This window comes from Streptomyces sp. NPDC096012, assembly GCF_040426375.1.
Classification (GTDB): domain Bacteria; phylum Actinomycetota; class Actinomycetes; order Streptomycetales; family Streptomycetaceae; genus Streptomyces.
On record NZ_JBEOTD010000028.1, the window covers coordinates 29,874 to 50,172 of the forward strand.

16 protein-coding genes are annotated in these 20,299 nt (G+C 72.7%); 7 read left to right on the top strand and 9 right to left on the bottom strand.

Translation table 11 applies throughout. The features are described from left to right. Positions 1–101: 101 nt before the first annotated feature. The 3 genes from ABVB68_RS24720 to ABVB68_RS24730 all read right to left on the bottom strand — a co-directional run bounded on the left by ABVB68_RS24720 (position 102) and on the right by ABVB68_RS24730 (position 5,131). A complete protein-coding gene (locus ABVB68_RS24720; protein WP_353603312.1) occupies positions 102–2,234 on the bottom strand; it encodes a hypothetical protein in 2,133 nt (710 codons plus the stop codon). Between the two features lie 386 nt (positions 2,235–2,620). Continuing rightward, positions 2,621–3,145, bottom strand: coding sequence for a COG1361 family protein (locus tag ABVB68_RS24725; protein WP_353603313.1), 525 nt, complete (start codon positions 3,143–3,145; stop codon positions 2,621–2,623). A 408-nt stretch (positions 3,146–3,553) separates the two neighbouring features. Continuing rightward, positions 3,554–5,131 (bottom strand): adenosine deaminase family protein, encoded by a 1,578-nt coding sequence (locus tag ABVB68_RS24730; RefSeq protein ID WP_353603314.1) that lies wholly within the window; start codon positions 5,129–5,131, stop codon positions 3,554–3,556. A gap of 361 nt (positions 5,132–5,492) precedes the next feature. On the opposite strand from ABVB68_RS24730, the gene ABVB68_RS24735 reads away from it, so the two are divergent. Together ABVB68_RS24735 and ABVB68_RS24740 are read left to right on the top strand one after the other, a co-directional pair. Further along, positions 5,493–5,750 (top strand): DUF5133 domain-containing protein, encoded by a 258-nt coding sequence (locus tag ABVB68_RS24735; protein ID WP_353603315.1) that lies wholly within the window; start codon positions 5,493–5,495, stop codon positions 5,748–5,750. Positions 5,751–6,062: 312 nt separating this feature from the next. After that, on the top strand, positions 6,063–6,977 hold the full coding sequence (locus ABVB68_RS24740; protein ID WP_353603316.1) for an SGNH/GDSL hydrolase family protein: 915 nt from the start codon (positions 6,063–6,065) through the stop codon (positions 6,975–6,977). A 158-nt stretch (positions 6,978–7,135) separates the two neighbouring features. Here ABVB68_RS24740 and pgm read toward each other — a convergent pair whose 3' ends face one another. The 3 genes from pgm to proP form a co-directional block, all read right to left on the bottom strand. After that, positions 7,136–8,776, bottom strand: coding sequence for a phosphoglucomutase (alpha-D-glucose-1,6-bisphosphate-dependent) (pgm, locus tag ABVB68_RS24745; RefSeq protein WP_353603317.1), 1,641 nt, complete (start codon positions 8,774–8,776; stop codon positions 7,136–7,138). 242 nt (positions 8,777–9,018) lie between these two features. Next, positions 9,019–9,858 (bottom strand): chitosanase, encoded by an 840-nt coding sequence (locus ABVB68_RS24750; protein ID WP_353603318.1) that lies wholly within the window; start codon positions 9,856–9,858, stop codon positions 9,019–9,021. Positions 9,859–10,004: 146 nt separating this feature from the next. Continuing rightward, complete coding sequence (gene proP, locus ABVB68_RS24755; protein ID WP_503006233.1) at positions 10,005–11,498, bottom strand: glycine betaine/L-proline transporter ProP; 1,494 nt, start codon at positions 11,496–11,498, stop codon at positions 10,005–10,007. A gap of 230 nt (positions 11,499–11,728) precedes the next feature. Between proP and mgrA the strand changes: the two genes are divergently transcribed. The 3 genes from mgrA (at position 11,729) to ABVB68_RS24770 (ending at position 13,857) form a co-directional block, all read left to right on the top strand. Beyond that, on the top strand, positions 11,729–12,772 hold the full coding sequence (gene mgrA / locus ABVB68_RS24760; protein WP_353603320.1) for an L-glyceraldehyde 3-phosphate reductase: 1,044 nt from the start codon (positions 11,729–11,731) through the stop codon (positions 12,770–12,772). Between the two features lie 171 nt (positions 12,773–12,943). Next, positions 12,944–13,123, top strand: a complete 180-nt coding sequence (locus ABVB68_RS24765) for a hypothetical protein (RefSeq protein WP_353603321.1) — start codon at positions 12,944–12,946, stop codon at positions 13,121–13,123. Between the two features lie 113 nt (positions 13,124–13,236). Further along, a complete protein-coding gene (locus tag ABVB68_RS24770; protein ID WP_353603322.1) occupies positions 13,237–13,857 on the top strand; it encodes a DedA family protein in 621 nt (206 codons plus the stop codon). A 511-nt stretch (positions 13,858–14,368) separates the two neighbouring features. On the opposite strand, the gene ABVB68_RS24775 is transcribed toward ABVB68_RS24770, so the two are convergent. Both ABVB68_RS24775 and ABVB68_RS24780 read right to left on the bottom strand, forming a co-directional pair. Then, positions 14,369–16,129, bottom strand: a complete 1,761-nt coding sequence (locus ABVB68_RS24775) for an MFS transporter (RefSeq protein ID WP_353603377.1) — start codon at positions 16,127–16,129, stop codon at positions 14,369–14,371. A gap of 53 nt (positions 16,130–16,182) precedes the next feature. Next, a complete protein-coding gene (locus ABVB68_RS24780; protein WP_353603323.1) occupies positions 16,183–16,605 on the bottom strand; it encodes a MarR family winged helix-turn-helix transcriptional regulator in 423 nt (140 codons plus the stop codon). A gap of 307 nt (positions 16,606–16,912) precedes the next feature. Here ABVB68_RS24780 and ABVB68_RS24785 point away from each other — a divergent pair, with 307 nt between their 5' ends. Together ABVB68_RS24785 and ABVB68_RS24790 are read left to right on the top strand one after the other, a co-directional pair. Beyond that, positions 16,913–17,086, top strand: a complete 174-nt coding sequence (locus tag ABVB68_RS24785) for a CsbD family protein (RefSeq protein ID WP_353603324.1) — start codon at positions 16,913–16,915, stop codon at positions 17,084–17,086. A gap of 292 nt (positions 17,087–17,378) precedes the next feature. Next, complete coding sequence (locus ABVB68_RS24790; protein ID WP_353603325.1) at positions 17,379–17,828, top strand: ATP-binding protein; 450 nt, start codon at positions 17,379–17,381, stop codon at positions 17,826–17,828. A gap of 12 nt (positions 17,829–17,840) precedes the next feature. Here ABVB68_RS24790 and ABVB68_RS24795 read toward each other — a convergent pair whose 3' ends face one another. Further along, on the bottom strand, positions 17,841–20,258 hold the full coding sequence (locus ABVB68_RS24795; RefSeq protein WP_353603326.1) for a SpoIIE family protein phosphatase: 2,418 nt from the start codon (positions 20,256–20,258) through the stop codon (positions 17,841–17,843). Positions 20,259–20,299: the final 41 nt, after the last annotated feature.

The following is a 20,299-nucleotide window of genomic DNA, read 5'->3' on the forward strand; positions in this document are numbered from 1 at the left end:
TCGTGCGGTTCCGTCCGCCGGTGGGCGGCCGGAACCGGGGCCCGTCCGGCCCCGCCCGGTGGGGCGGGTGGCGCGGACGGGCCCTCGGTTCGGTGCGCCGGTCAGTTGTCCGGGCTGTACGGGACCTGCTCGGTCACGCCGGTCGGGAGCTTGGTGCGCGGGGACGGTGCGGTGGCCGCCGCCGTGGCGGACGGGGCCGCGGCCGGGGCGGCGGAGGACGACGGCAGGGTGAAGGTGAGCGCGCTGCCGGCGGAGGCGGTCCAGCCGGACACGCGGCCCGCGTAGGCGCTGCCGAAGGCGTTGCCGTCGAGGGTGGTTCCGGTGGGCAGGGTCGCGGTGACGGCGGTGCCGTCCGGAGCCTGCACGGTCACGGCGTCGCCGATGCGGTACGCGGTGACCTGTCCGGCGTTCAGGGCGTTCTTCCACGCGGTGCGGCGCCGGAGTTCGGCACCGATGTCCTTCATCCGCAGGTTCACCACGGGGGTGTTGTCGGCGAACAGGCCGTGGTAGCCGTCGAGTACGCCGCTGAGCACCGGGTAGGCGATGCGGTCCTCGGCGAGGTTGGACTGGTGGATGAAGTGCGGCTTGGGGTCGTTCGACAGCACGTGGCCGAGGTCGATGCGGGTCTCCAGCGGCACGATGTAGTCGGCGTAGCCGGTGGCGGTGTCCAGCGGCGCCGGCAGGCAGGTCGTGGTCGCGGGGCTGTCCTCGCAGATGCCGCTGCCGCCCTGGGCGCGGCTGGTGTAGAGCCAGTTGTACTCGTCGGCCTGTTCGGTGGCCCGGCCCGCGTTGTAGAAGACGTTCATCGGGTAGCGGGAGACCGTGGTGGCGGGGCCGACCTGGCGCTGCGCGGGGTCACGGGAGTTGTCGGAGGCGAGCCACTTCACCCCGTCGTCGGCGAGCGCGAGCGCCAGGTTGGGGTTGTCCTGCGGCTGCTGCGGCAGGATCTTCAGCCCGGAGTGCTCGCCGGTGACTAACTCGTCGGTCTCCAGCGGCAGTCCGGCGGCCTGGCCCCAGGCGCGGTTGGTGGCGATCTCGTAGTCGATGGTGCTGCGGCTGACCCAGGCGGTACTGCCGTCGGTGTTGGTCCGGCACGTCCACGGCACGACGGTGACGTTCTGCTCGCAGCCGAGGAAGGCGTGCGTGTAGGTGTGGTTGATCCAGCGGAACCGGTCGCGGTCGGCGATGAGCTTGTCGGCGAGCAGGTCGACGCCGTTGTCGTCCGCGCGCTGGTCGAGGCTGCCGGAGCCGTTGTAGGCCAGGTCGAGGGTGAAGTCGTGGCTGTTCTGCCAGGCGGTGGCGTAGTCGACGTCCGCCGGGGTCATCCGGATGGGGCTGGGCGTGCCCGCTCCGCCGGAGCAGTCGACGTCGCCCGGCGTGCAGTTGAGCTGGGTGTCCCAGCGGTCGTCGGCGGCGAACACGTCGTCCACGTGCACGGCGAAGTAGTTGCGGGAGGCGCCCAGGTGCACCCCGCCGGTCATCCACTCCACGATGCCGCGGGCCAGCAGCCGGAACTGCTGCTGGTACTGGTTGTACACGAAGGTGACGACCAGTTCGCGCCGTCCGTCGTGCTGGTACTCGCCGACCAGGGAGCCCTGCCTGCTGGTGCCGGGCACCGGCGCCTGGACGTACGGCGTGAAGTCGGCGCCCGGGGCGGGGGACGAAAGGTAGGCGTAACTCTCGCCGACGGAGGGCGAGTTGTCCTCGAAGGGCACGGCGCCGTCGAGGTATCCGAACGGCCCGGCCTTGCCCGCGGCGGTGACCTCGGCGCGGACGCCGTCGATGCCGCCCGAGTAGCCTCCGGAGGCCGGGACCTGGAGTCCGACCTGGGGGCGGGCGTAGGTGTAGGCGTCGACCTGCGGGATGGCGTAGGTCTGCTCGTAGGCGGAGAGCGCGGCCATCTCGGTGGAACCGGCCGCGAACGGGTTGTCGTTGGGCAGGACGACGGCCTGGAATTTCGCCCGGGGCCGGCCGTCGACGCTGTCCGCGAGGAAGGCGGCGTCGATGGTGGGCCGGCCGGCGTTCGTCAGGTCGACCTTGGTGTACGGCGTTCCGGCGGCGTCGAGTTCGGCGGCGATGGCGTCGGTGGCCGGACCACCGTCGCTCACCACCAGGACTCTGAGGTCGATGCGCGGTACGCCGGTGGCGTCGGCCTGTGCCGGGCCGGCCTGAAGGCATAGCGCGGTGATGAGCGCGCCCACCGTCGACACGGTGGTGCGTACGGTCCGCTTCATGCGGTGAAGTCCCCTCCCCGGGCAGGGGTGAGCACGGCTCGCGAAGAGCGGACACACCCCCTTGCGCGACGCCGGCATTCCCCCTCAGAAGCCGATCGGCGCACATCCGCGTCATATGGTGATGTCCCCGTGTAGCTTTTGTGGTCAAGTTACGAAAGATGACGGAAAAGTGCAGGTGTCCGGCAACATCCTGAAGCAACCTGACTGTCCGTTGCACCGTCTTGGTGGCGAGGGGATCGCGGCGTCCGGACGGCTCCGGCCCCAGGTCCGGCCGCCCGGCGGACCGCGACGGCCCGCCGGGCGGCGTATCGGTGACCCGCGGCGTGACGGGGGTTCGGCGGGGAGGCCGGTTTCAGGACACCCGCGCCGCGGAACAGGGAAGTCCGTCAGGCGCAGAGCACCCGCGTCTCGGGCGTGTACACGGGCCCGCCGTTGGTGTTGGTGCTGTCGCTGAACTCGGCGTAGTAGTACGAGTAGAAGCCGATGTTGCCGTTGCAGCCGGAGTCGGCGGCGACATGGAGGGTTAGCGTGACGGTACGGCTCTGACCGGGCGGGATGGTGGCGCCGTAGTTGCCGCCGAGGTTGTTCGGGCCGGTACCGGAACAGGGGGTGGCGCCGGCGGCGGTGGCCAGGCTGCAGCCGGTGAAGCCGTACTTCAGGTCCGGACGCTGGGTGGTCAGCCAGGTCGGGTCGATGGTCTGGTACACGAACCAGATGTCGTAGGTCTTGTTGTTCGTGATCGTCATCGAGAGGTTGACCGTGCCACCGGGTGTGGTGGTGGCGCTGTCGGTGCCGAAGGTGAGCGCGGCCGGCGCGGGGTCGGCGCTCGCGGCGGGTGCGAGGCCGAAGACGGCGAGGAGGAAGGCGAGGACGGCGGTGAGACCAAGACGTCTCATCAGAGGTGATCGCATGGGCCGGGAGGCTAGGCAGGCGGTCGGCACGGCGTCTGCCCCGCCGGACCCGCGGCGGGCACCCGGCGGCCGAAAGTGCTCACCGCGTGAAGAAGCTGCGGCGAACCCGTGACGACACGTCACGGCGCGTGCACGGCGCTCCGGGAGGGCGCCCGCACGGTTCGCGAGAGCGGCGCTCCGCACGCCGGTATTGGCGCGGACACGACGTTCTCGCACCGGCGGAACCGGGGCCGCCGGTCGCGGGACGGGCCCTTTGTCGGCCAAAGGTCGCTTTCCGGTCCGCGAGCGGGGGCGCGGTCGCCCGACGGCCGCCGTGACCCGGGGTAAACCCCTGCCTCCCGACGGCCGCCGCGACGCGGGATGCGGCCCGGGCGCGAACCGGGCCCCACCCCGCGTCACCCGGTGGCCTCAGCGGGACGAGCGGGAGTGCGTCCGCTCGAAGGCGGCGAAGGCGACCTCCTGACGCCATTCGAATCGCGCCTTCGCGCTGCCCGCGAGGAGGTGCCGGCAGGCCGCACCGCGCACCGGCAGGCCGGGGCGTTCGGCGCGGCAGGCCGTGACCGGGTGATAGCCCCGGGCGGTGGGGACGGTCTGCCACAGGCTCGCGCCCGGCAGGAACCCGTACTCCAGCGAGGCGCGGGCCAGGTCCTTCAGCTCGGGGTAGCGCAGGCCGTAGGCCGCGGCCGCGTACTGGTACTCGTGGCTGATGTCGATCCGGGAGACACCGGGGTCGTCGGTGGCGAGGACGACCGGGACGCCGTAGCGGCGGTAGGTGGTGAAGGGGTGGTCGGCCCCCTTCACGCCGAGGATCTGGGCGTTGCTGGAGAGGGGCACCTCCACGGCCACCCGGCGGGCCGCCATCGTGCGGGCGGTGCGCCGCCAGTCGTCCTCGTGGACGAGGTCGACCCCGTGCCCGACGCGCTCGGTGCGGGCGACGTCGACGGCTTCCCGGATGTGGAAGCGCAGGTCCTCGGGCTTGACCAGGCCGGGCCACAACTCCCCGGCGTGCAGGGTCACATGGGCCTTCGGGTACTGGGTGCGGAGATAGCCGACCATGCGCATCTGGAGACTGTAGTCACGCAGGGAGCTGTCCCAGTCCTCGGGCTGGACGAGGTTGACGGCGACGAACCGCGGGTCGGCCTCGGCCAGGCGCAAGCCGAGGGCGAGCTGGGTGAAGACGCGCTCCGGAGCGCTGCCCCGGGAGGCCTGGGAGATCCAGCGGACGGTGAGCCCGCAGCCGGGCCGGGCGTCCGGCCTGCCGCAGCGTTCGGCGGCCCCGAACTCCGCGTCACCGTCGTCGGCCTCCTTACGGGCCTCGGCGACGAGCCTGTCCAGCCCGCCGCCCGCGAGCAGCTTGCGGTGCAGGGCGGCGAGGTCCGCGTCCCAGCCGACCCGGGCGGCAAGCGCCTTCGCGCCGTCCGAGGCGGGGGTGACCATCGTCTCCAGGTAGAACTGGTTGTTGCGTACGGCGGTGTCGGCGACCTCGGCCAGCAGCTTGCCCCGGTGCCGCCAGGTGACCTCGCCGAACCTGCCGAAGGTGTCGAAGAAGTGGTCGTGGCCGTTGCGGTCCGGCGGGAAGCCCTCCATGGACCAGGCACGCAGGAGCGCGTCGTGGAACGCGCGGTCGGTGCGGGCGTCCGCGGCGGGCCGGGTGCCGGTGCGGCAGGGCGGGACGACCGCGGTCAGCGTCGCGGTCTCGACGCACAGTCCGTCCTGGGCGGCCAGCTCGATCAGGTACTCCGTGGACACCGCGCCGGAGAGGTGGTTGTGCAGATCCCCGCCCTTGGGCAGTTGCCGGAAGAAGTCGCGCAGGGCCGCGGGCCGGTCGCGCACGGACCGCAGGTACAGGTCGGTGCGGGTCTCCTCGGCGGTGACCTGACGGGGCGGCGGCGCCGCGCGGTGGTCGTCCCGGTGCGCCGGCTGGGCGGCGGCGGGCAGGGCGGACAGGGCGGACAGCAGGGACAGGACACTGAGAGTGCCTAGCACGGCCGGAACGACACGGGTTCGCAGGGCACTTCGAGGTTGCAGACTCACACGGGCATGATCACGGAAGGATCACGATCGCGGCGCGTCGCCGGGCGGGCCCGCGGCGGAGAGCACCCGACCGGGTGACGTTCCGGTGCGCCGGACAGGGGCCGACCCCCCGGGCACGGCGGGCAGCACTACCACGTCGGGCGGATGCGGGCAGGTGGCCGCGGGCGCCCGGGCGAGGCCCGCGGCGCCCGGTGCCGGCGGGGGGCGTGAGGCGCCGGGGGCGATGTCCGGCCGGGGTGGAATGCGGTCCTCGCGCGCGGGTATCCGCGCTGCGACTTCGCAGATCGACCACGCGCCCAGGGAGGCGGAACGCATGCTGATGGCACACCCCGCGGTACTGCAGGACCTCATCGCCCAGTACGAGGCCCTCACGCTGCTCGGTGCCGAGGAGAGCACACCGCAGGCCCGGCAGCGGCTCGCGGACATCTCCTACACACTGTGCGTGGCCACCGGCACCAGGGACGTCGACATGGCCCTCATCGCCGCACGCCACCGTCTCTCCGGGGCCCGGCCCGAGGACGACTCCCTGCTCCGGGTGGGCGCCGCCGCGGAGCCCGTGGCCGGAGTGTGACGGAGCCCCGGGGCATCGGCGGCTGCCCTGCCGGCCGGTGCCCCGGCCCCCTGGTGCCCTAACCCCCGGCCCCTTCGCCGTACGGTGCCCCGGCCTCCTGCCGCACGGTGCCCGCGTCCCCCCGCCCGCCCGCCTCGGTCTCGGCCGAACGGACCCTCCTCCGGCACCCGTTGCGCGGGCGCTTCGCCGGAAGTCGTTGCCTCCCGCTTCTGGTCGGTGAGACCAACCGGACGGTATACAGGCCCAGTCGAAGGCGCGAGGGCTGCTCCACGGTGGCCCCCGCGCGCCGCAGCGGCCTCAGGGGGCGGAACCATGGTGAACGACGGCACGCGGGTGGCGGGCGGGGCGAGAGGCCGGCGGCGGGCCACCGCACTCGGAGTGGCGATGAGCGGATGCGCCCTGGTCGCCGCGTCCACGGCACCGGCCGCCGCGCACCCCGGTGGCCACGGCCTGGCCTACGTGGCTCTCGGCGACTCCTACACCTCGGGCCCCGGTATCCCGGGCCAGGTGGACGCCGGGTGCGCACGCTCGGACCACAACTACCCCTCCCTCGTGGCGGCGCAACGGCAGGCGACCTCGTTCACGGACGTCAGCTGCGGTGGTGCCACGACCGCGCAGATGTGGCAGGCGCAGGGCTCCAACCCCCCGCAACTCGACGCGCTGCGCCGGGACACGGACCTGGTCACCCTCCAGATCGGCGGCAACGACGTCGGCTTCGGCCCCATCATCGGCACCTGTGCCCGCCTGGCCGCCCAGGATCCGGCGGGCAACCCGTGCGAACGCTCCTACCGGGCCGGCGGATACGACCAGTTGACCCTCGCCGTCGTCCGCACCGCGCCGAAGGTGGACCGGGTGCTGCGCGCGGTGCGCGCCCGGGCGCCGCATGCCCGGGTGGTCGTCGTCGGCTATCCGGACCTGCTGCCCGACGACGGCAGCGGCTGCTTCCCGCAGGTGCCGTTCGCGCGGCAGGACTTCCCCTACCTCCGTGACACCGAGAAGCGGCTGAACCTGATGCTGCGCCTGGTGGCGGCGGTGAACCGGGCCGAGTACGCCGACACCTACCGGCCCACCGTCGGCCACGACATGTGCAAGGCCCCCGCGGACCGCTGGATCGAGCCGTTGCAGCCGGCCTCCCCCGCGGCTCCGGCCCACCCCAACGCCAAGGGCGAGGCGGCCATGGCACAGGCGGTCCTGAACCGGCTGGACGCGGGCCGCGACCACGGCTGAGCGGCCCCCACCCGCACGAGCGCGCCGGCCGGCCGGCGCGAGCGGGCGCGGCCCACGGGCGCATCCGAACCCGGGCCGCGGGTGGGCCGGGCCGCCGCCACGACCTGGCACCGAAGGCGGCCTCCGCCGCACCCCGCCGGAGGCCGCCGTACGGACCGTCAGCCGCCGAGCGCCCCCAGGACCACCGCCTGGGCCTCCTCCTGCACCCGGGCGAGGTGGTCGGCGCCGAGGAAGGACTCGGCGTACACCTTGTACACGTCCTCGGTGCCGGAGGGGCGGGCCGCGAACCAGGCGTTCTCGGTGCAGACCTTGATGCCGCCGATCGGGGCGCCGTTGCCGGGCGCCTCGGTGAGGACGGAGGTGACCGGCTCTCCCGCCAGGGTGTCCGCGGTGACCTGGTCCGGCGACAACCTGGCGAGCAGCGCCTTCTGTTCGCGGGTGGCGGGCGCGTCGATGCGGGCGTAGGCGGGTGCGCCGAAACGTCCGGTCAGGTCGGCGTAGTGCTGCGACGGGGTCCGGTCCGTGACCGCCGTGATCTCGGAGGCGAGCAGGGCCATGATGATGCCGTCCTTGTCGGTGGTCCACACCGAGCCGTCCCGGCGCAGGAAGGACGCTCCGGCCGACTCCTCGCCCCCGAACCCGAGGTCGCCGTTCATCAGCCCGTCCACGAACCACTTGAACCCGACCGGCACCTCGACCAGGCGGCGCCCGAGGTCGGCCGCGACGCGGTCGATCATGCTGGAGGAGACCAGGGTCTTGCCGATGCCCGCCTCGGCGGGCCACTGTTCGCGGTGCCGGTACAGGTAGGAGATGGCGACGGCGAGGTAGTGGTTGGGGTTCATCAGGCCGGCGTCCGGCGTGACGATGCCGTGCCGGTCGGCGTCGGCGTCGTTGCCGGTGGCGATCTGGAACCGGTCGCGCTGCTCGATGAGGGAGGCCATCGCGTACGGCGAGGAGCAGTCCATGCGAATCTGGCCGTCCCAGTCCAGCGTCATGAACCGCCAGGTCGGGTCGGTGTGCGGGTTGACCACCGTGAGGTCGAGGCGGTGCTCCTCGGCGATACGGCCCCAGTAGGCGACGGAGGCCCCGCCGAGCGGGTCGGCGCCGATGCGCACGCCGGCCGTGCGGACGGCGTCCAGGTCCACGACGCTCGGCAGGTCGGCGACGTAGGAGCCGAGGAAGTCGTACCGCCGGGTCGTCCCCGCGGCGAGCGCGCGGGAGTACGGCACCCGGCGGACGTCCTTCAGGCCGCCGGTGATGATCTGGTTGGCGCGGTCCTGGATCCAGGAGGTCGCGTCGGAGGCCGCCGGGCCGCCGCTCGGCGGGTTGTACTTGAAGCCGCCGTCGGCGGGCGGGTTGTGCGAGGGGGTGACGACCACGCCGTCCGCGAGCCCGGAGGTGCGGCCCCGGTTGTGGGTGAGGATGGCGTGCGAGACGGCGGGGGTGGGCGTGTAGCCGTCCTCGGCGTCGATGAGCACGGTCACCTCGTTGGCGGCGAACACCTCCAGCGCGGTCGCCTTGGCGGGCTCCGACAGAGCGTGGGTGTCGGCGCCCAGGAAGAGGGGGCCGTCGGTGCCCTGGCCCGCGCGGTACTCGCAGATCGCCTGGCTGGTGGCGGCGATGTGGTCCTCGTTGAACGCGGTGGCCAGGGACGAGCCCCGGTGTCCCGAGGTGCCGAACGCCACCCTCTGGCCCGGGTCGGCCGGGTCCGGGTGCAGTGTGTAGTACGCCGTGACCAGCCGGGCCACGTCGACGAGGTCCTCGGGACCGGCCGGCCGGCCGGCTCGCTCGTGCGGCATGAGTTCTGTTCCTCCGCATCGGTGGGGTCGTGCACTCACCACCCATCTTTCCTCGTCAGGGGCGTGCCATGCGAGTGCGCCCCGCCCGCCTCGCCTCGGCGCACGGCGCCGGGGCGAGGCGGGTGCGCCGGCGATCGCCGTCTTCCGGCGCCGCACGGCACGGCAGGCCGCCGGGGCGCGCGCACGGGTCCCGTGGCACCCGCGCCGGCCTGCCTGCCGTGCCGCCTCGCCGTCCCGGCGGGTCAGCCGATGTGGTAGCTGTCCCCGTACACCTTCCAGTCGAGCGGGGTGTTCAGGTCGAGGTTGCCCTTGCGCAGGAACACCCGCTGCGCGGTGTCGACGCGGCTGGTGTCGCTGTGCGCCTCCTCCTGCTTCATGGCCCAGACCCGGGCGTCGAGGAAGGCGTTCAGGTAGGTCGTCTCGTTGCCGCCCTGGGCCGGGGGCTTGGCGCTGCGCAGGGCGCGCGCCCGGATGTTGCGGAAGCTGGTGGGGTCGTCGCCGTCACCGTGCATGACGATGGCGTCGTAGTAGGCGAACTGGCCCAGTGCGCGCAGGCCGTCGGTCTTGCCCTGGGCGACCGCGGGGTTGAAGTAGACGCGGTCGCGTTCGTCGTTCTGGGCCTGCTGGAACGCGCTGTCCTGGGCGGCCTTCGCCCAGTCCTTGGGGAAGTTCGGGTCCAGTCCCGCGTGGGAGTCGGTGCCGTTGACCTTGCGCAGGGCGGGCAGGTACTTGGCGAGGACGTTGCCGGGCTTGCGGTCGGTGTACAGCTGGACCAGGTCGAGCATGTCCCCGGTGCCGGAGCAGAAGCCGATGATGCCGGCGGTGTAGCCGCGGCCGTCGCCGATGTCCTCGATGTACTTGTACTGGGCCTTCCAGTCGAGCGAGGAGTTCTCCGCGCTCGACACCAGCTTCATCGCCGTCTCCTTCTTCGCCGGGTCGTCCAGACCCGGCGCGGCGGCCGGTGCCGCGGCGGCACGCCGGGTCCCCAGCAGGGCGCCGGAGGCGACGACGCCGAGCGCGGCGACGACGGTCCGGCGGGAGAGGTGGGCGGGGGCTGCCGATGAGCGGTCTGCATGCACCACGGGGGCTCCAAGTGGGAGTGGGGGGTGGGTCGTTGGTCCGTGCCGATACTGGTAGGAAAGTTTCCTATCAAAGGCGGTGCGGACCGGTAACCCGGCGGGGAGAAGTTCGTAGGATCGAACAGCTCCCTGCGAGCCCGCGGGGGCGGTCAGCCGTGCCGCGCCTCCTCCCGTTCCCGGGTGAACGCGTACAGCTCCTTGGAGGTGGTGATGAGCTCGCCGCGTTCCTCCCGCGAACCGACCATCGGCTGCGAGCCCTTGAGCGGCACCTGGGCGGTCTCGGGAAGGAACTTGACGGTCAGCAGGCCGATGGCGCCGGCCAGCATGAGGTAGTAGGCGGGCATGAGGTCGTCGCCGGTGGCGCTGACCAGCGCGGCGGTGACCAGCGGGGTGGTCCCGCCGAACGCCGCGACGGCGAAGTTGAATCCGATGCCCATGGCCGCGTAGCGCACGGCGGTCGGGAACAGGGCGGGCAGAGTGGCCGCGCTCGGAGCCGCGAAGCACGCCAGCAGGGTGGACAGCAGCAGCACCCCGAGGATCGGCGGCCAGGTGCCGTGCGCCTTGATCAGCAGGAAGGCCGGAATGGCGAGCACGATCATCGCGGCGGCGCCGACGGCGTAGAGCGGCCGCCGGCCGACCCGGTCGCTGAGCCGGCCCAGGAAGGTGATGAGCACGACGATCCACACCATGCCGATGAGCACGAGCAGGTCGGCCGAGCCGCTGGAGCGGTTCAGGGTCTCGGTCTGATACGTGGGCAGGTAGCCGGTGACCATGTAGTTGGTGACGTTGTACAGCAGCACCAGGCCCATGCAGACGAGCAGCGCCCGCCAGTGGTTCTTGACGATGTCCTTGAACTCGCTGCCCGCGGACTCCTGCGCGAGGCTCTTCTCGTGCTCGTCCAACTGCTGCTGGAAGGCCGGGGACTCCTCCAGCTTGAGCCGCATGTAGAGGCCGATCACACCGAGCGGCCCGGCGATCAGGAAGGGGACGCGCCAGCCCCAGGACAGCATCTGGTCGTCCGACAGCGTCAGGTTCAGCACGGTGACCAGGGCCGAGCCGAGGGCGTAGCCGACGAAGGTGCCGAAGTCGAGCCAGCTGGAGAGGAAGCCGCGGCTGCGGTCGGGTGAGTACTCCGCCACGAAGGTGGTCGCACCGCCGTACTCGCCGCCGGTGGAGAAGCCCTGGACCATGCGGGCCAGCAGGAGCAGCACGGGCGCGGCGATCCCGATCGTGGAGTAGGCGGGGATGAGGCCGATGGCGAAGGTGCCCAGCGCCATCATGATCATGGTGGTGGCGAGTACCTTCTGCCGCCCGATCCGGTCACCCAGCGGCCCGAACACCAGGCCGCCGAGGGGCCGTACGACGAACGCGGCGGCGAAGGTCGCGAACGAGGAGATGACCTGGGCGCCCGGGGAGGCGCCCGGGAAGAAGACCTTGCCGAGGGTGGCGGCGAGATAGCTGTAGACGCCGAAGTCGAACCACTCCATGCAGTTGCCGAGCGCGGAGGCCCCGACGGCGCGCTTGAGCAACGGGGCCTCGACGACCTGGACGTCGTCCTTGCCGAAGGCCCGGCGGTTGCGGCGGAGCCTGCGGGTCAACTCCTCGCGGACCTGGTGCGGCAGCCGTGCCACGGCTTTGGGCACCCGGGGCCGGTTGCCGCCGTGCTGCTCCGGTTCGGACTTCGCGCCGCTCACGAGCGTCTCCGTTCTCTCGCGCCATTGATCACCGCCTGCCCCGATGGCCGATTCAGAAACGGAACCACTCAATCCCATACGGGACGGCGGTTGGACATTCCCCGGCACCGCGACGGAGGCTGGAGCGGCCCCTGCGCACACGCACGGGCGCCCCTACGGCACCACCCGGAGAAGACCCGATGACGTACGTCGCGGACCCCGCTCGCTACGACGGCACCATGCGCTACCGGCGCACCGGCCGCTCGGGACTGGACCTGCCGGTCCTGTCCCTGGGCTACTGGCACAACTTCGGCGACGACCGCCCCTTCGAGACCCAGCGCGAGATCGCCCTGCGCGCCTTCGACCTCGGGATCACCCACCACGACCTGGCCAACAACTACGGCCCGCCGTACGGCTCGGCCGAGCTGAACTTCGGGCGGCTGCTGAAGCAGGACCTCGCGCCCCACCGGGACGAGCTGGTGATCTCCACCAAGGCCGGCTGGGACATGTGGCCCGGCCCCTACGGGCAGGGCGGCGGCTCCCGCAAGTACCTGCTGGCCTCGCTGGACCAGTCGCTCGGTCGCATGGGCGTGGACTACGTGGACATCTTCTACTCCCACCGGCTGGACGCGAGCACGCCGCTGGAGGAGACGATGGGCGCGCTCGACACCGCCGTCCGCCAGGGCAAGGCGCTGTACGTCGGCATCTCCTCCTACGACGCGGAGCGGACCCGGCAGGCGGCCGCGATCCTGCGGGACCTCGGCACCCCGCTGCTGATCCACCAGCCCTCGTACAGCATGCTCAACCGCTGGATCGAGACCGACGGCCTGCTGGACGTGGCCGAGGAGGAGGGCTTCGGGGTCATCGGCTTCACCGCGCTCGCCCAGGGGCTGCTGACCGGCCGCTATCTCGACGGCGTGCCGGAGGATTCGCGGGCGGCGCAGGGGAAGTCCTTCGACCCCGCATGGCTCACGGACGACATGCGCCGCCGGTTGCGCGCCCTGAACGACATCGCGGCCCGGCGCGGACAGACCCTCGCCCAGATGGCTCTGGCCTGGGCGCTGCGCGACGAGCGGGTGACCTCCCTCGTCATCGGCGCCTCGCGCACCGAGCAGCTGGAGCAGAACGTGGCCGCGCTGGAGAACCTGGAGTTCAGCCAGGAGGAGCTGGCGGAGATCGACACGTATGCCACCGAGGGCGGCGTGGACCTGTGGCGCGAGGCCCGGCTCGGCACGCTCGACTGAGCCGGCACGGGGTGCAGGAAAATCCGGCATCGCGTGCCGTGAGGGTATGGACACAAGGGAAAAGTAGGACATAATGGTGGTGGTCCGGACAGCGTTGCCAGCGTGCCCCACGCCGGCTCCCCGACCTCTCCCCCTGCGTTACACCCGCGACTTCGAGGAGCCGCTCACCGCATGGCGTACGGAGCCCCCCGCACCCCCGTCCTGCCTCCCCACCCCGAGCTGAGCCTGGCGCGCGACTGCGAACAGTGCCTCGGCTGGGGAACCGTCGTCACCCGCGACGGGATCCACGAACTGTGCCACTCGTGCCAGTCCGGCCCCGATGACGACAAGGCCGCCCCCACCCTCCCCTAGCGCTCCCCCTGCCGGACCGAGGGCGCGCCGGCCACGGGGCCGGTCCGGACGCGACCAGGACACCGCCGGCCGGCACTCGACACCGCGCCGCGGCACGGCCGTACCGTGGTGGCATGTCGCCTCCGCTGCCGGGACCACTGGCCCCTCTGGAGCCCCTGCTCGGCCACTACGGCTACTGGGCCGTCGGGGCCGTGGTCCTCGTGGAGGACTTCGGTGTTCCCGCGCCGGGTGAGACGATCCTGCTCGCGGCGGGGGTGTACGCGGGCGCGGGGCGGCTGGACATCGTGGCCGTGGCCGCCATCGCGTTCGCCGCGGCCGTCATCGGCGACAACATCGGCTATCTGATCGGCCGGGTCGGCGGGCGGGCCTTCGTGCACCGCTGGGGCCGGTACGTCTTCCTCACCCCCAAGCGGTTCGCGGCCGCCGAGGCCTTCTTCGCCCGGCACGGCGGCAAGATCGTGACGGTGGCCCGGTTCGTCGAGGGCCTGCGCCAGACCAACGGCATCATCGCGGGCACGACCGGCATGCACTGGCGCCGCTTCCTCGCCTTCAACGCCCTCGGCGCCGCTTTGTGGGTCGGCATGTGGGCGACCCTGGCCTATCTGGCGGGCGACCACATCACGGCCCTCTACGACGAGATCAGGCGCTACCAGCTCTACGTCCTCATCGCCGCCGCACTCCTGATCGCCGTCTTCGCACTCCGGCACTTCCTGCGTCGACGGCACGAGACCTGAGCTTCCCCCGGCAACGTGATCTCTGCCGGCACCGCCGGCCGCGCCGCCGGTCCCGGCGGGTGCTCCGCCCTCCGGCGGCATGGGCGCCGGCACCACGGCACGGTCCGCCACCCGTCGCACGATCACCGGGGCGCCTCGCCGCACGGGACACCGCCCACGGCTTCGGCGCCCTCACACACGCCACACCGGCCACGGCTTCCGCACCCGCACACACGGCACCGCCCCGATCAGTCGCCGCCCGCCGGCGTTCCCCACCCCTTCCGCTCCCGCCCTCCGCCCTGGCGCCCGGAGAAGGCGGGCAGCCGCCCTCCCGGGAGGCGTGCCAGGGCAGCACGCGGTCCCCGGGCAGGAGCACACTGGAACTCAGACCGGGTTTCTCTTGGTCCCCGGTCCGTGGCTCCCTCGGTTCGGAGATGTGCTGGGGGAGCTTCGAACGCCCGGCTCCCTGTTCGCCCGCCGCGCGCCGTCCGGTGCGCGCCTGGGGCCACTGTCCGCTGCGGGCGTACGCCGGCTAGGAGGAGGTGCGCGTGGGCCGGCCCTCCCCCTCGGGCGAGCGGTCCGGTCCGCTCGGCCGGGTCTCGTCGGCGGCGCGTTCGTGGCCGCCGCGCAGCGCCGAGGCCAGCGCGGAGACCAGGGACATGCCGGCCGCGACACCGAAGACGATGCTCAGCCCGTGGTGGAAGGGGCCGGAGACCAGTTCCGGGAAGAAGGTGTGACCGGTCAGGATGGCGCGCTGGGCCGCGGTCAGATGGTCCAGGGTGCCGCCGGCCCCGAGCAGGTGGCCGACGGGGTTGTCGCCGAGGAACGTGGCGAACAGGGTGCTGACCGGTGGCAGCGACGCCACCTCGTGGGCGGTCGGGGCGGGCACTCCGTGTGCCTGCAGGCCGCTGCTCAGCGTCGACGGCAGGGAGGCGGCCAGGCCGCTCACCATCAGGGAGAAGAAGACGCCGATGGACAGGGCCGTACCGGAGTTCTGGAAGGTTGAGCGCATCCCGGAGGCCACACCCCGGTAGCGGGCCGGCACGCTGCCCATGATGGACGAGGTGTTGGGCGAGGAGAACATGCCCTGACCGAGGCCGCTGAGCAGCAGCAGCGCGGCGAAGAGGCCGTAGTCGAAGTCCACGGGCAGGGCGAGCAGGCCGAGGAAGGACGCGGCGACGAGGAGCAGCCCGGCGGTGGAGAAGAGACGGGCGCCGAACCGGTCGGACAGATAGCCCGAGAGGGGCCCGGCGACCAGGAAGCCCAGGGTGAGCGGCAGCATGAAGATGCCCGCCCACAGCGGGGTGTCCTCGAAGTCGTAGCCGTGCAGGGGCAGCCAGATGCCCTGCAGCCAGATGATGAGCATGAACTGCAGCCCGCCGCGGGCGATCGCGGTGAGCAGGGCGGCGAGGTTGCCCGCGGCGAACGCCCGTACCCGGAACAGCGGCAGGTGGAACATCGGCTCGGCGGCCCGGCTCTCCACGACGCAGAACGCCAGCAGCAGGAAGGCGCCGCCGAACAGTCCGGTGAGCACCCAGGGGCTGGTCCAGCCGGTGGGGTGGCCGCCGTAGGGCTGGATGCCGTAGGTGATGCCCGCGAGCAGGATGCCGGCGCCCGAGGCGAAGGTGAGGTTGCCCAGCCAGTCGACCCGGCCCCGCACGCCGGTCGCGGTCTCCCTGAGGCTCAGGTACGACCAGACGGTGCCGGTGACACTGATCGGGACGCTCACCCAGAACACCGCCCGCCAGTCGACGGCCGCGAGCAGGCCCCCGGCGAGCAGGCCGAGGAACTGCCCGGCCAGCGCGGTGATCTGGTTGATGCCGAGGGCCGTGCCGCGCTGCCGGGCCGGGAAGGCGTCGGTGAGGATGGCGGCGGAGTTGGCCGTCAGCATGGAGCCGCCGAAGGCCTGCACGACACGCCACAGGATCAGCCACAGCGCGCCGGCGCCGGCCCGGAACGGGTCGAGGGACAGGGCGATGGAGGCCCCGGCGAAGACCAGGAAGCCCAGGTTGTAGATCCGGACCCGGCCGAACATGTCGCCGAGCCGGCCGAGGACGACGACCAGCACGGCCGAGACCAGCAGGTAGCCGAGGATCATCCACAGCAGGTAGCCGATGTTCCCGGCCGCCAGCGGGTCGAGGCCGATCCCGCGGAAGATCGCCGGCAGCGAGATGATCACGATGGAGGCGTCCATCGTGGCGATCAGCACGCCGAGCGTGGTGTTGGAGAGGGCGACCCACTTGTAGCCGGGGCCCGGCGGCGTGTCGCGCAGGCGGGCGGAGCGGGCGAGCACACGGGCGCGCAGGCCCTCGGCGGCACGGTCCCGCCGGGCGGGCGCCCGGCCGGTCACAGCCGTTCCGCCAGCCGGTCGAGCAGGGGCAGGACGTCGTGCAGCGCCTGCCGGTCCTGCGGGGTGAACTCGTCCAGGGCGCGGGCGAGACGGCTGACCGACTCGGACCGGCGCTGCTCCAGCACCGCGCGTCCCTCCCCGGTGACGGACACGATGACCCGGCGCCCGTCGACGGCGTCGGGGCTACGGCTCACCAGCCCGCGCTGTTCGAGTCCGGCCAGGGTGCCGGCCATCGCCTGCGGCCGTACGCGCTCCAGGTGGGCGAGCGAGCCCGGTGAGTCGGGGCCGGTCCGGGCCAGCCGGGCCAGCACGGATATTCCGGAGAGCGACACGTCCCCTACGGCGTGCGCCTGGCGCAGCCGGCGGACGATCCGCCCCATGGCCAGCCGCAGCGCGCCGGCGAGTGCAGTGGTATCCACAGGTGATAACACTAGGTTTATCAGTCTGGGCTGTACAACCGGGGCCGGGCAATCCGCGCCCGTACACACCCCAGCGGGCCCCGGACACGGTCGCGGCCCGCTCCTTCCGCCCGGGTGCGTCTGCCGACGAGAACCAGAAGCGGAGGAACCATGTTCGTCGGCCTCCGAAACGGCGATTTCCCGCCGACCGCCGGGCCACCCCCCGCTTTTCGGTTGGACCCGGGACCCGATTTCCTGGTTTGGACCGCGGCGCAGAGGCAAGCCGAATGTCGACCACACACGGCGAACACGTTGGGATGTGAAACCCATGGCTGGCAACCAGAAGGCCAAGGCCAAGGCGGAGCAGGCCAAGGGCAAGGCCAAGGAGGTCGCGGGCCGCGCGGTCGGCAACGAGCGCCTGGAGGCCGAGGGCCGCATGGAAGGCGCGCGCGGGGACGCCCGGCAGGCCAAGGAAAAGACGAAGGACACCTTCAAGCACTGAATCGGGCCCACCTATTCGGGTTTCGGAACGGGTCCGGGAAACCCCCGTGGAGGCGGCTTTCCCGGACCCGTTCCTGTTCCGCAACCGAGGCCGGAGGGAGGGGCGTGTACGACCGCGGGCGGCCGTGCCGCCACCCGGCCGGCCGCCTCTCGTCCGGGGATCGTGTGCAACCGGAGGATTCCCGGCGGACGTCCCCTTGGTCGACGGTTCAGCGGGTAGCCGGAGCAAGGACGGCAGGAATCCCGAGTGGACAGGAAGGGACCCCGACCCCGGAGGAAAAGGGCAACGAGGTATGGACATCCCGCTCAGGACGCACACGACGACGCAGGACCGCCCCGCACCCCTGCGGAGCAGCCGCACCTGGGGCAGCGGCGTCACCAGCATCGCCGACGCGAGAGACGCCGTCGCGACGCTGCTCTCCCGGGTGGAGCCGGCACCGGACCGGCGCTCGGTGCAGGATGCCCAGCTGGTCGTCAGCGAACTCGTCACCAACGCCACCAAGCACGCCCCCGGCCCGTGCGAGCTGGGGCTGGAGGTGCCGCCCGACGCCTCCCAGGTGCGCATCAGCGTGACGGACACCTCCGCCGAGCAGCCCCGGCGGCGCCCTCCCGACCCCCGGCGGGTCGGCGGCCACGGACTGCACCTGGTCACGATGCTCTCCAGCGACCTGGAGGTCACCCCGCTGCCCCGCGGCAAGCGGATCACCGCCACCGTGCGGCTCACCGGCCGACAGTCCGGCTGAGGGGCCGCCGGCTCAGCCGACCCGGATACCCACGATGCAGGTGTCGTCGTCGGTGTCGGACCTGCTGTAGGTGAGCAGCCGGTCCAGTTTCTGGTCCAGGGTCGCCGGCGCCGAGCGCGCCGTCTCCAGCAGATGGGACAAGGACTCCTCCACCGAGCGGTCCCGGCGCTCGATCAGGCCGTCGGTGTACATCAACAGGGTGTCCCCCGCGGCGAGTTGCACTTCCGTCTCCTGATAGACCGCTTCCGGTAGGGCACCGAGCAGCAGCCCCTTGAGCGTGGGCAGCGCGGTGGCCTCCGACTCCCGCACCAGGACCGGTGGGAGATGACCCGCCCGGGCCCAGCGCAGGGTCCGCCGCTCACCGTCGTACAGCCCGCAGACGGCGGTCGCGGTGACGGCGCCGGTCAGATGGTGGGCGACGATGTTCAGCCACGACAGCAGCTGCGCCGGACCCGCCCCGGTCACCGCCAGGCCGCGCAGCGCGTTGCGCAGGACGACCATGCTGGTGGCGGCCTCGATCCCGTGCCCGGCGACGTCGCCGACGCACAGCAGCACCAGCCCGGACGGCAGCACGACGGTGTCGTACCAGTCACCGCCGACCAGCTGCTCGGTCTCGGCGGGCCGGTAGCGCACCGCCACCTGGAGGTCGGGCACCTTCAACGGGGCCTGGGTGGGCGGCATGATGGCGTGCTGCAGCTGCAGGGCCAGCCGGTTGCGCTCGTCGGCCTGCTGCTCGGTGTGGGCGAGCTGGTCGCGGGTGGCGGCGAGGGCCACCTCGGTCCAGTGCTGGGCGGAGATGTCCTGGTAGGCGCCGCGGACACCGAAGAGCTGGCCCTCGGTGTCGAGGACCGGTTCGGCGACCACCCGCATGTGCCGGGTCACGCCGTCCGGACGCTGCAACCGGAACGCGGCGGACGCGGGCCGGTGGTGGTGCAGCAGCGTGCGCAGGAAACGGCCGATGGAGACGGCGTCGTCGGGATGCGCGTACGCGGTCAGCTCCTCCAGGGCCACCGGCGGGCTGGTGGCCGGGCGGCCGTAGAGGTGGAACAGCTGGCCGTTCCAGGTGATCTCGCCGGTGAGCAGGTTCTCCTCGAAGCCGCCGATCCGGCCGAGCCGCTGGGCGTGCTGGAGCAGGCTGGCCAGCCGGGCCGTCTCGTCCTCGATGCGCCAGATGAGCAGCATGCTGGAGCCGTGGCGGCTGATGCTGATGTCCGCGACGGCCGACAGCGGCACCTCGTCGACCAGGGCGGTCAGCCGCATCCGGCGGGCGCGGAACGGCTCACCGGTGGCGTAGACGCGCTCCACGCGCTGGAACAGCTCGCTGGCGCCGGCCGTCATCGGATAGGCCTCCAGCAGCAGGGCGCCGTTGACGACGGCTCGTGGCCGGCCCGCCGGATCGAGGAAGCGGCCGTTGACGTGCTGGATGCGGAAGTCGACGAGTTCCCCGCTGCCGTCGAGGTGCGGCACGAGGACGAGGGCCGGGTCGTGCAGCCCGTCCGCCAGGTCCATCAGTTCGACCACGTCGGGCAGCATGCGGGGTTCCTGCCCCGCGCCGGGTGGCGGCGCGATGCTCTCCAGGCTGTGCGCGCACAGCTCGGCGAGGGCTTCCACCTGCCGGACGACCGGGCGCGGCAGCGGGCCCTCGGGCTTGGGCCAGGCGATCTCCAGGACGCCGTGGATCCGGCCGCCCGCGCCCGCGGGCAGGGCGATGCGGGCGCCGTCGCCGTACTCCCGGCGGCCCAGCGTGGGCAGCCCGGAGCCGGCGAGCGAGGGCAGCCACTGCCCGTCGGGTTCGGTCAGGCCGCGCCGGGCGACCGTGACCACGTCGGGCGGGACGTACCGCCAGCGGGCCGCCTCGCCGGCCGGGAAGCCGGCGCTGCCCGCGAGGCTCAGCGAGCCGTCCGAACCGACGGCCCAGATCGCGACGGCCACCGCGCCCAGCGGCCGCAGGGCGTGTTCGAGCAGCGAGTCGGCCATCGCCTGGGCGTCGTGCGCGGCGAGCACCCCGCTCTCGGCGGCACGCAGCCGTACGGCGGCGGACTCCTCGACGGTCTCCGGCGGGTTCGCGGCGACCGACAGGAACGCCTCGGTCACCTCCGAGACACGGTCCCGGGCCGCCTGGTTGATGACGTCCACCGCGAATTCGAGCGGGGTCGTCTGGGCCTGCTCGGTCAGTTCGGCGAGCTGGCGCGCGGCCTGCGCCGGGCCGCAGCCGAGGCGCTCGACGAGGATGCCCTTGGCCAGTTCGATCAGGGCCCGGCCCTCGGCCTCGGCCTGGGCCGCCCGTACCTCGCGGCGCAGCCGCTCGACGGTGGCGGCGAGCCGGCCGACCGGCGAGGCGGCCGGCACGTCGGTCGACACCTCGTCCACGTCGGGCAGCCGGACGAGGCCGGCCGTGTCCGGTACGGCGGGGAGTTCGTGGGTGCTCACCGGGTCCGCGCTCCTCGTCGTGCGGACAGGCACCGTGCTGT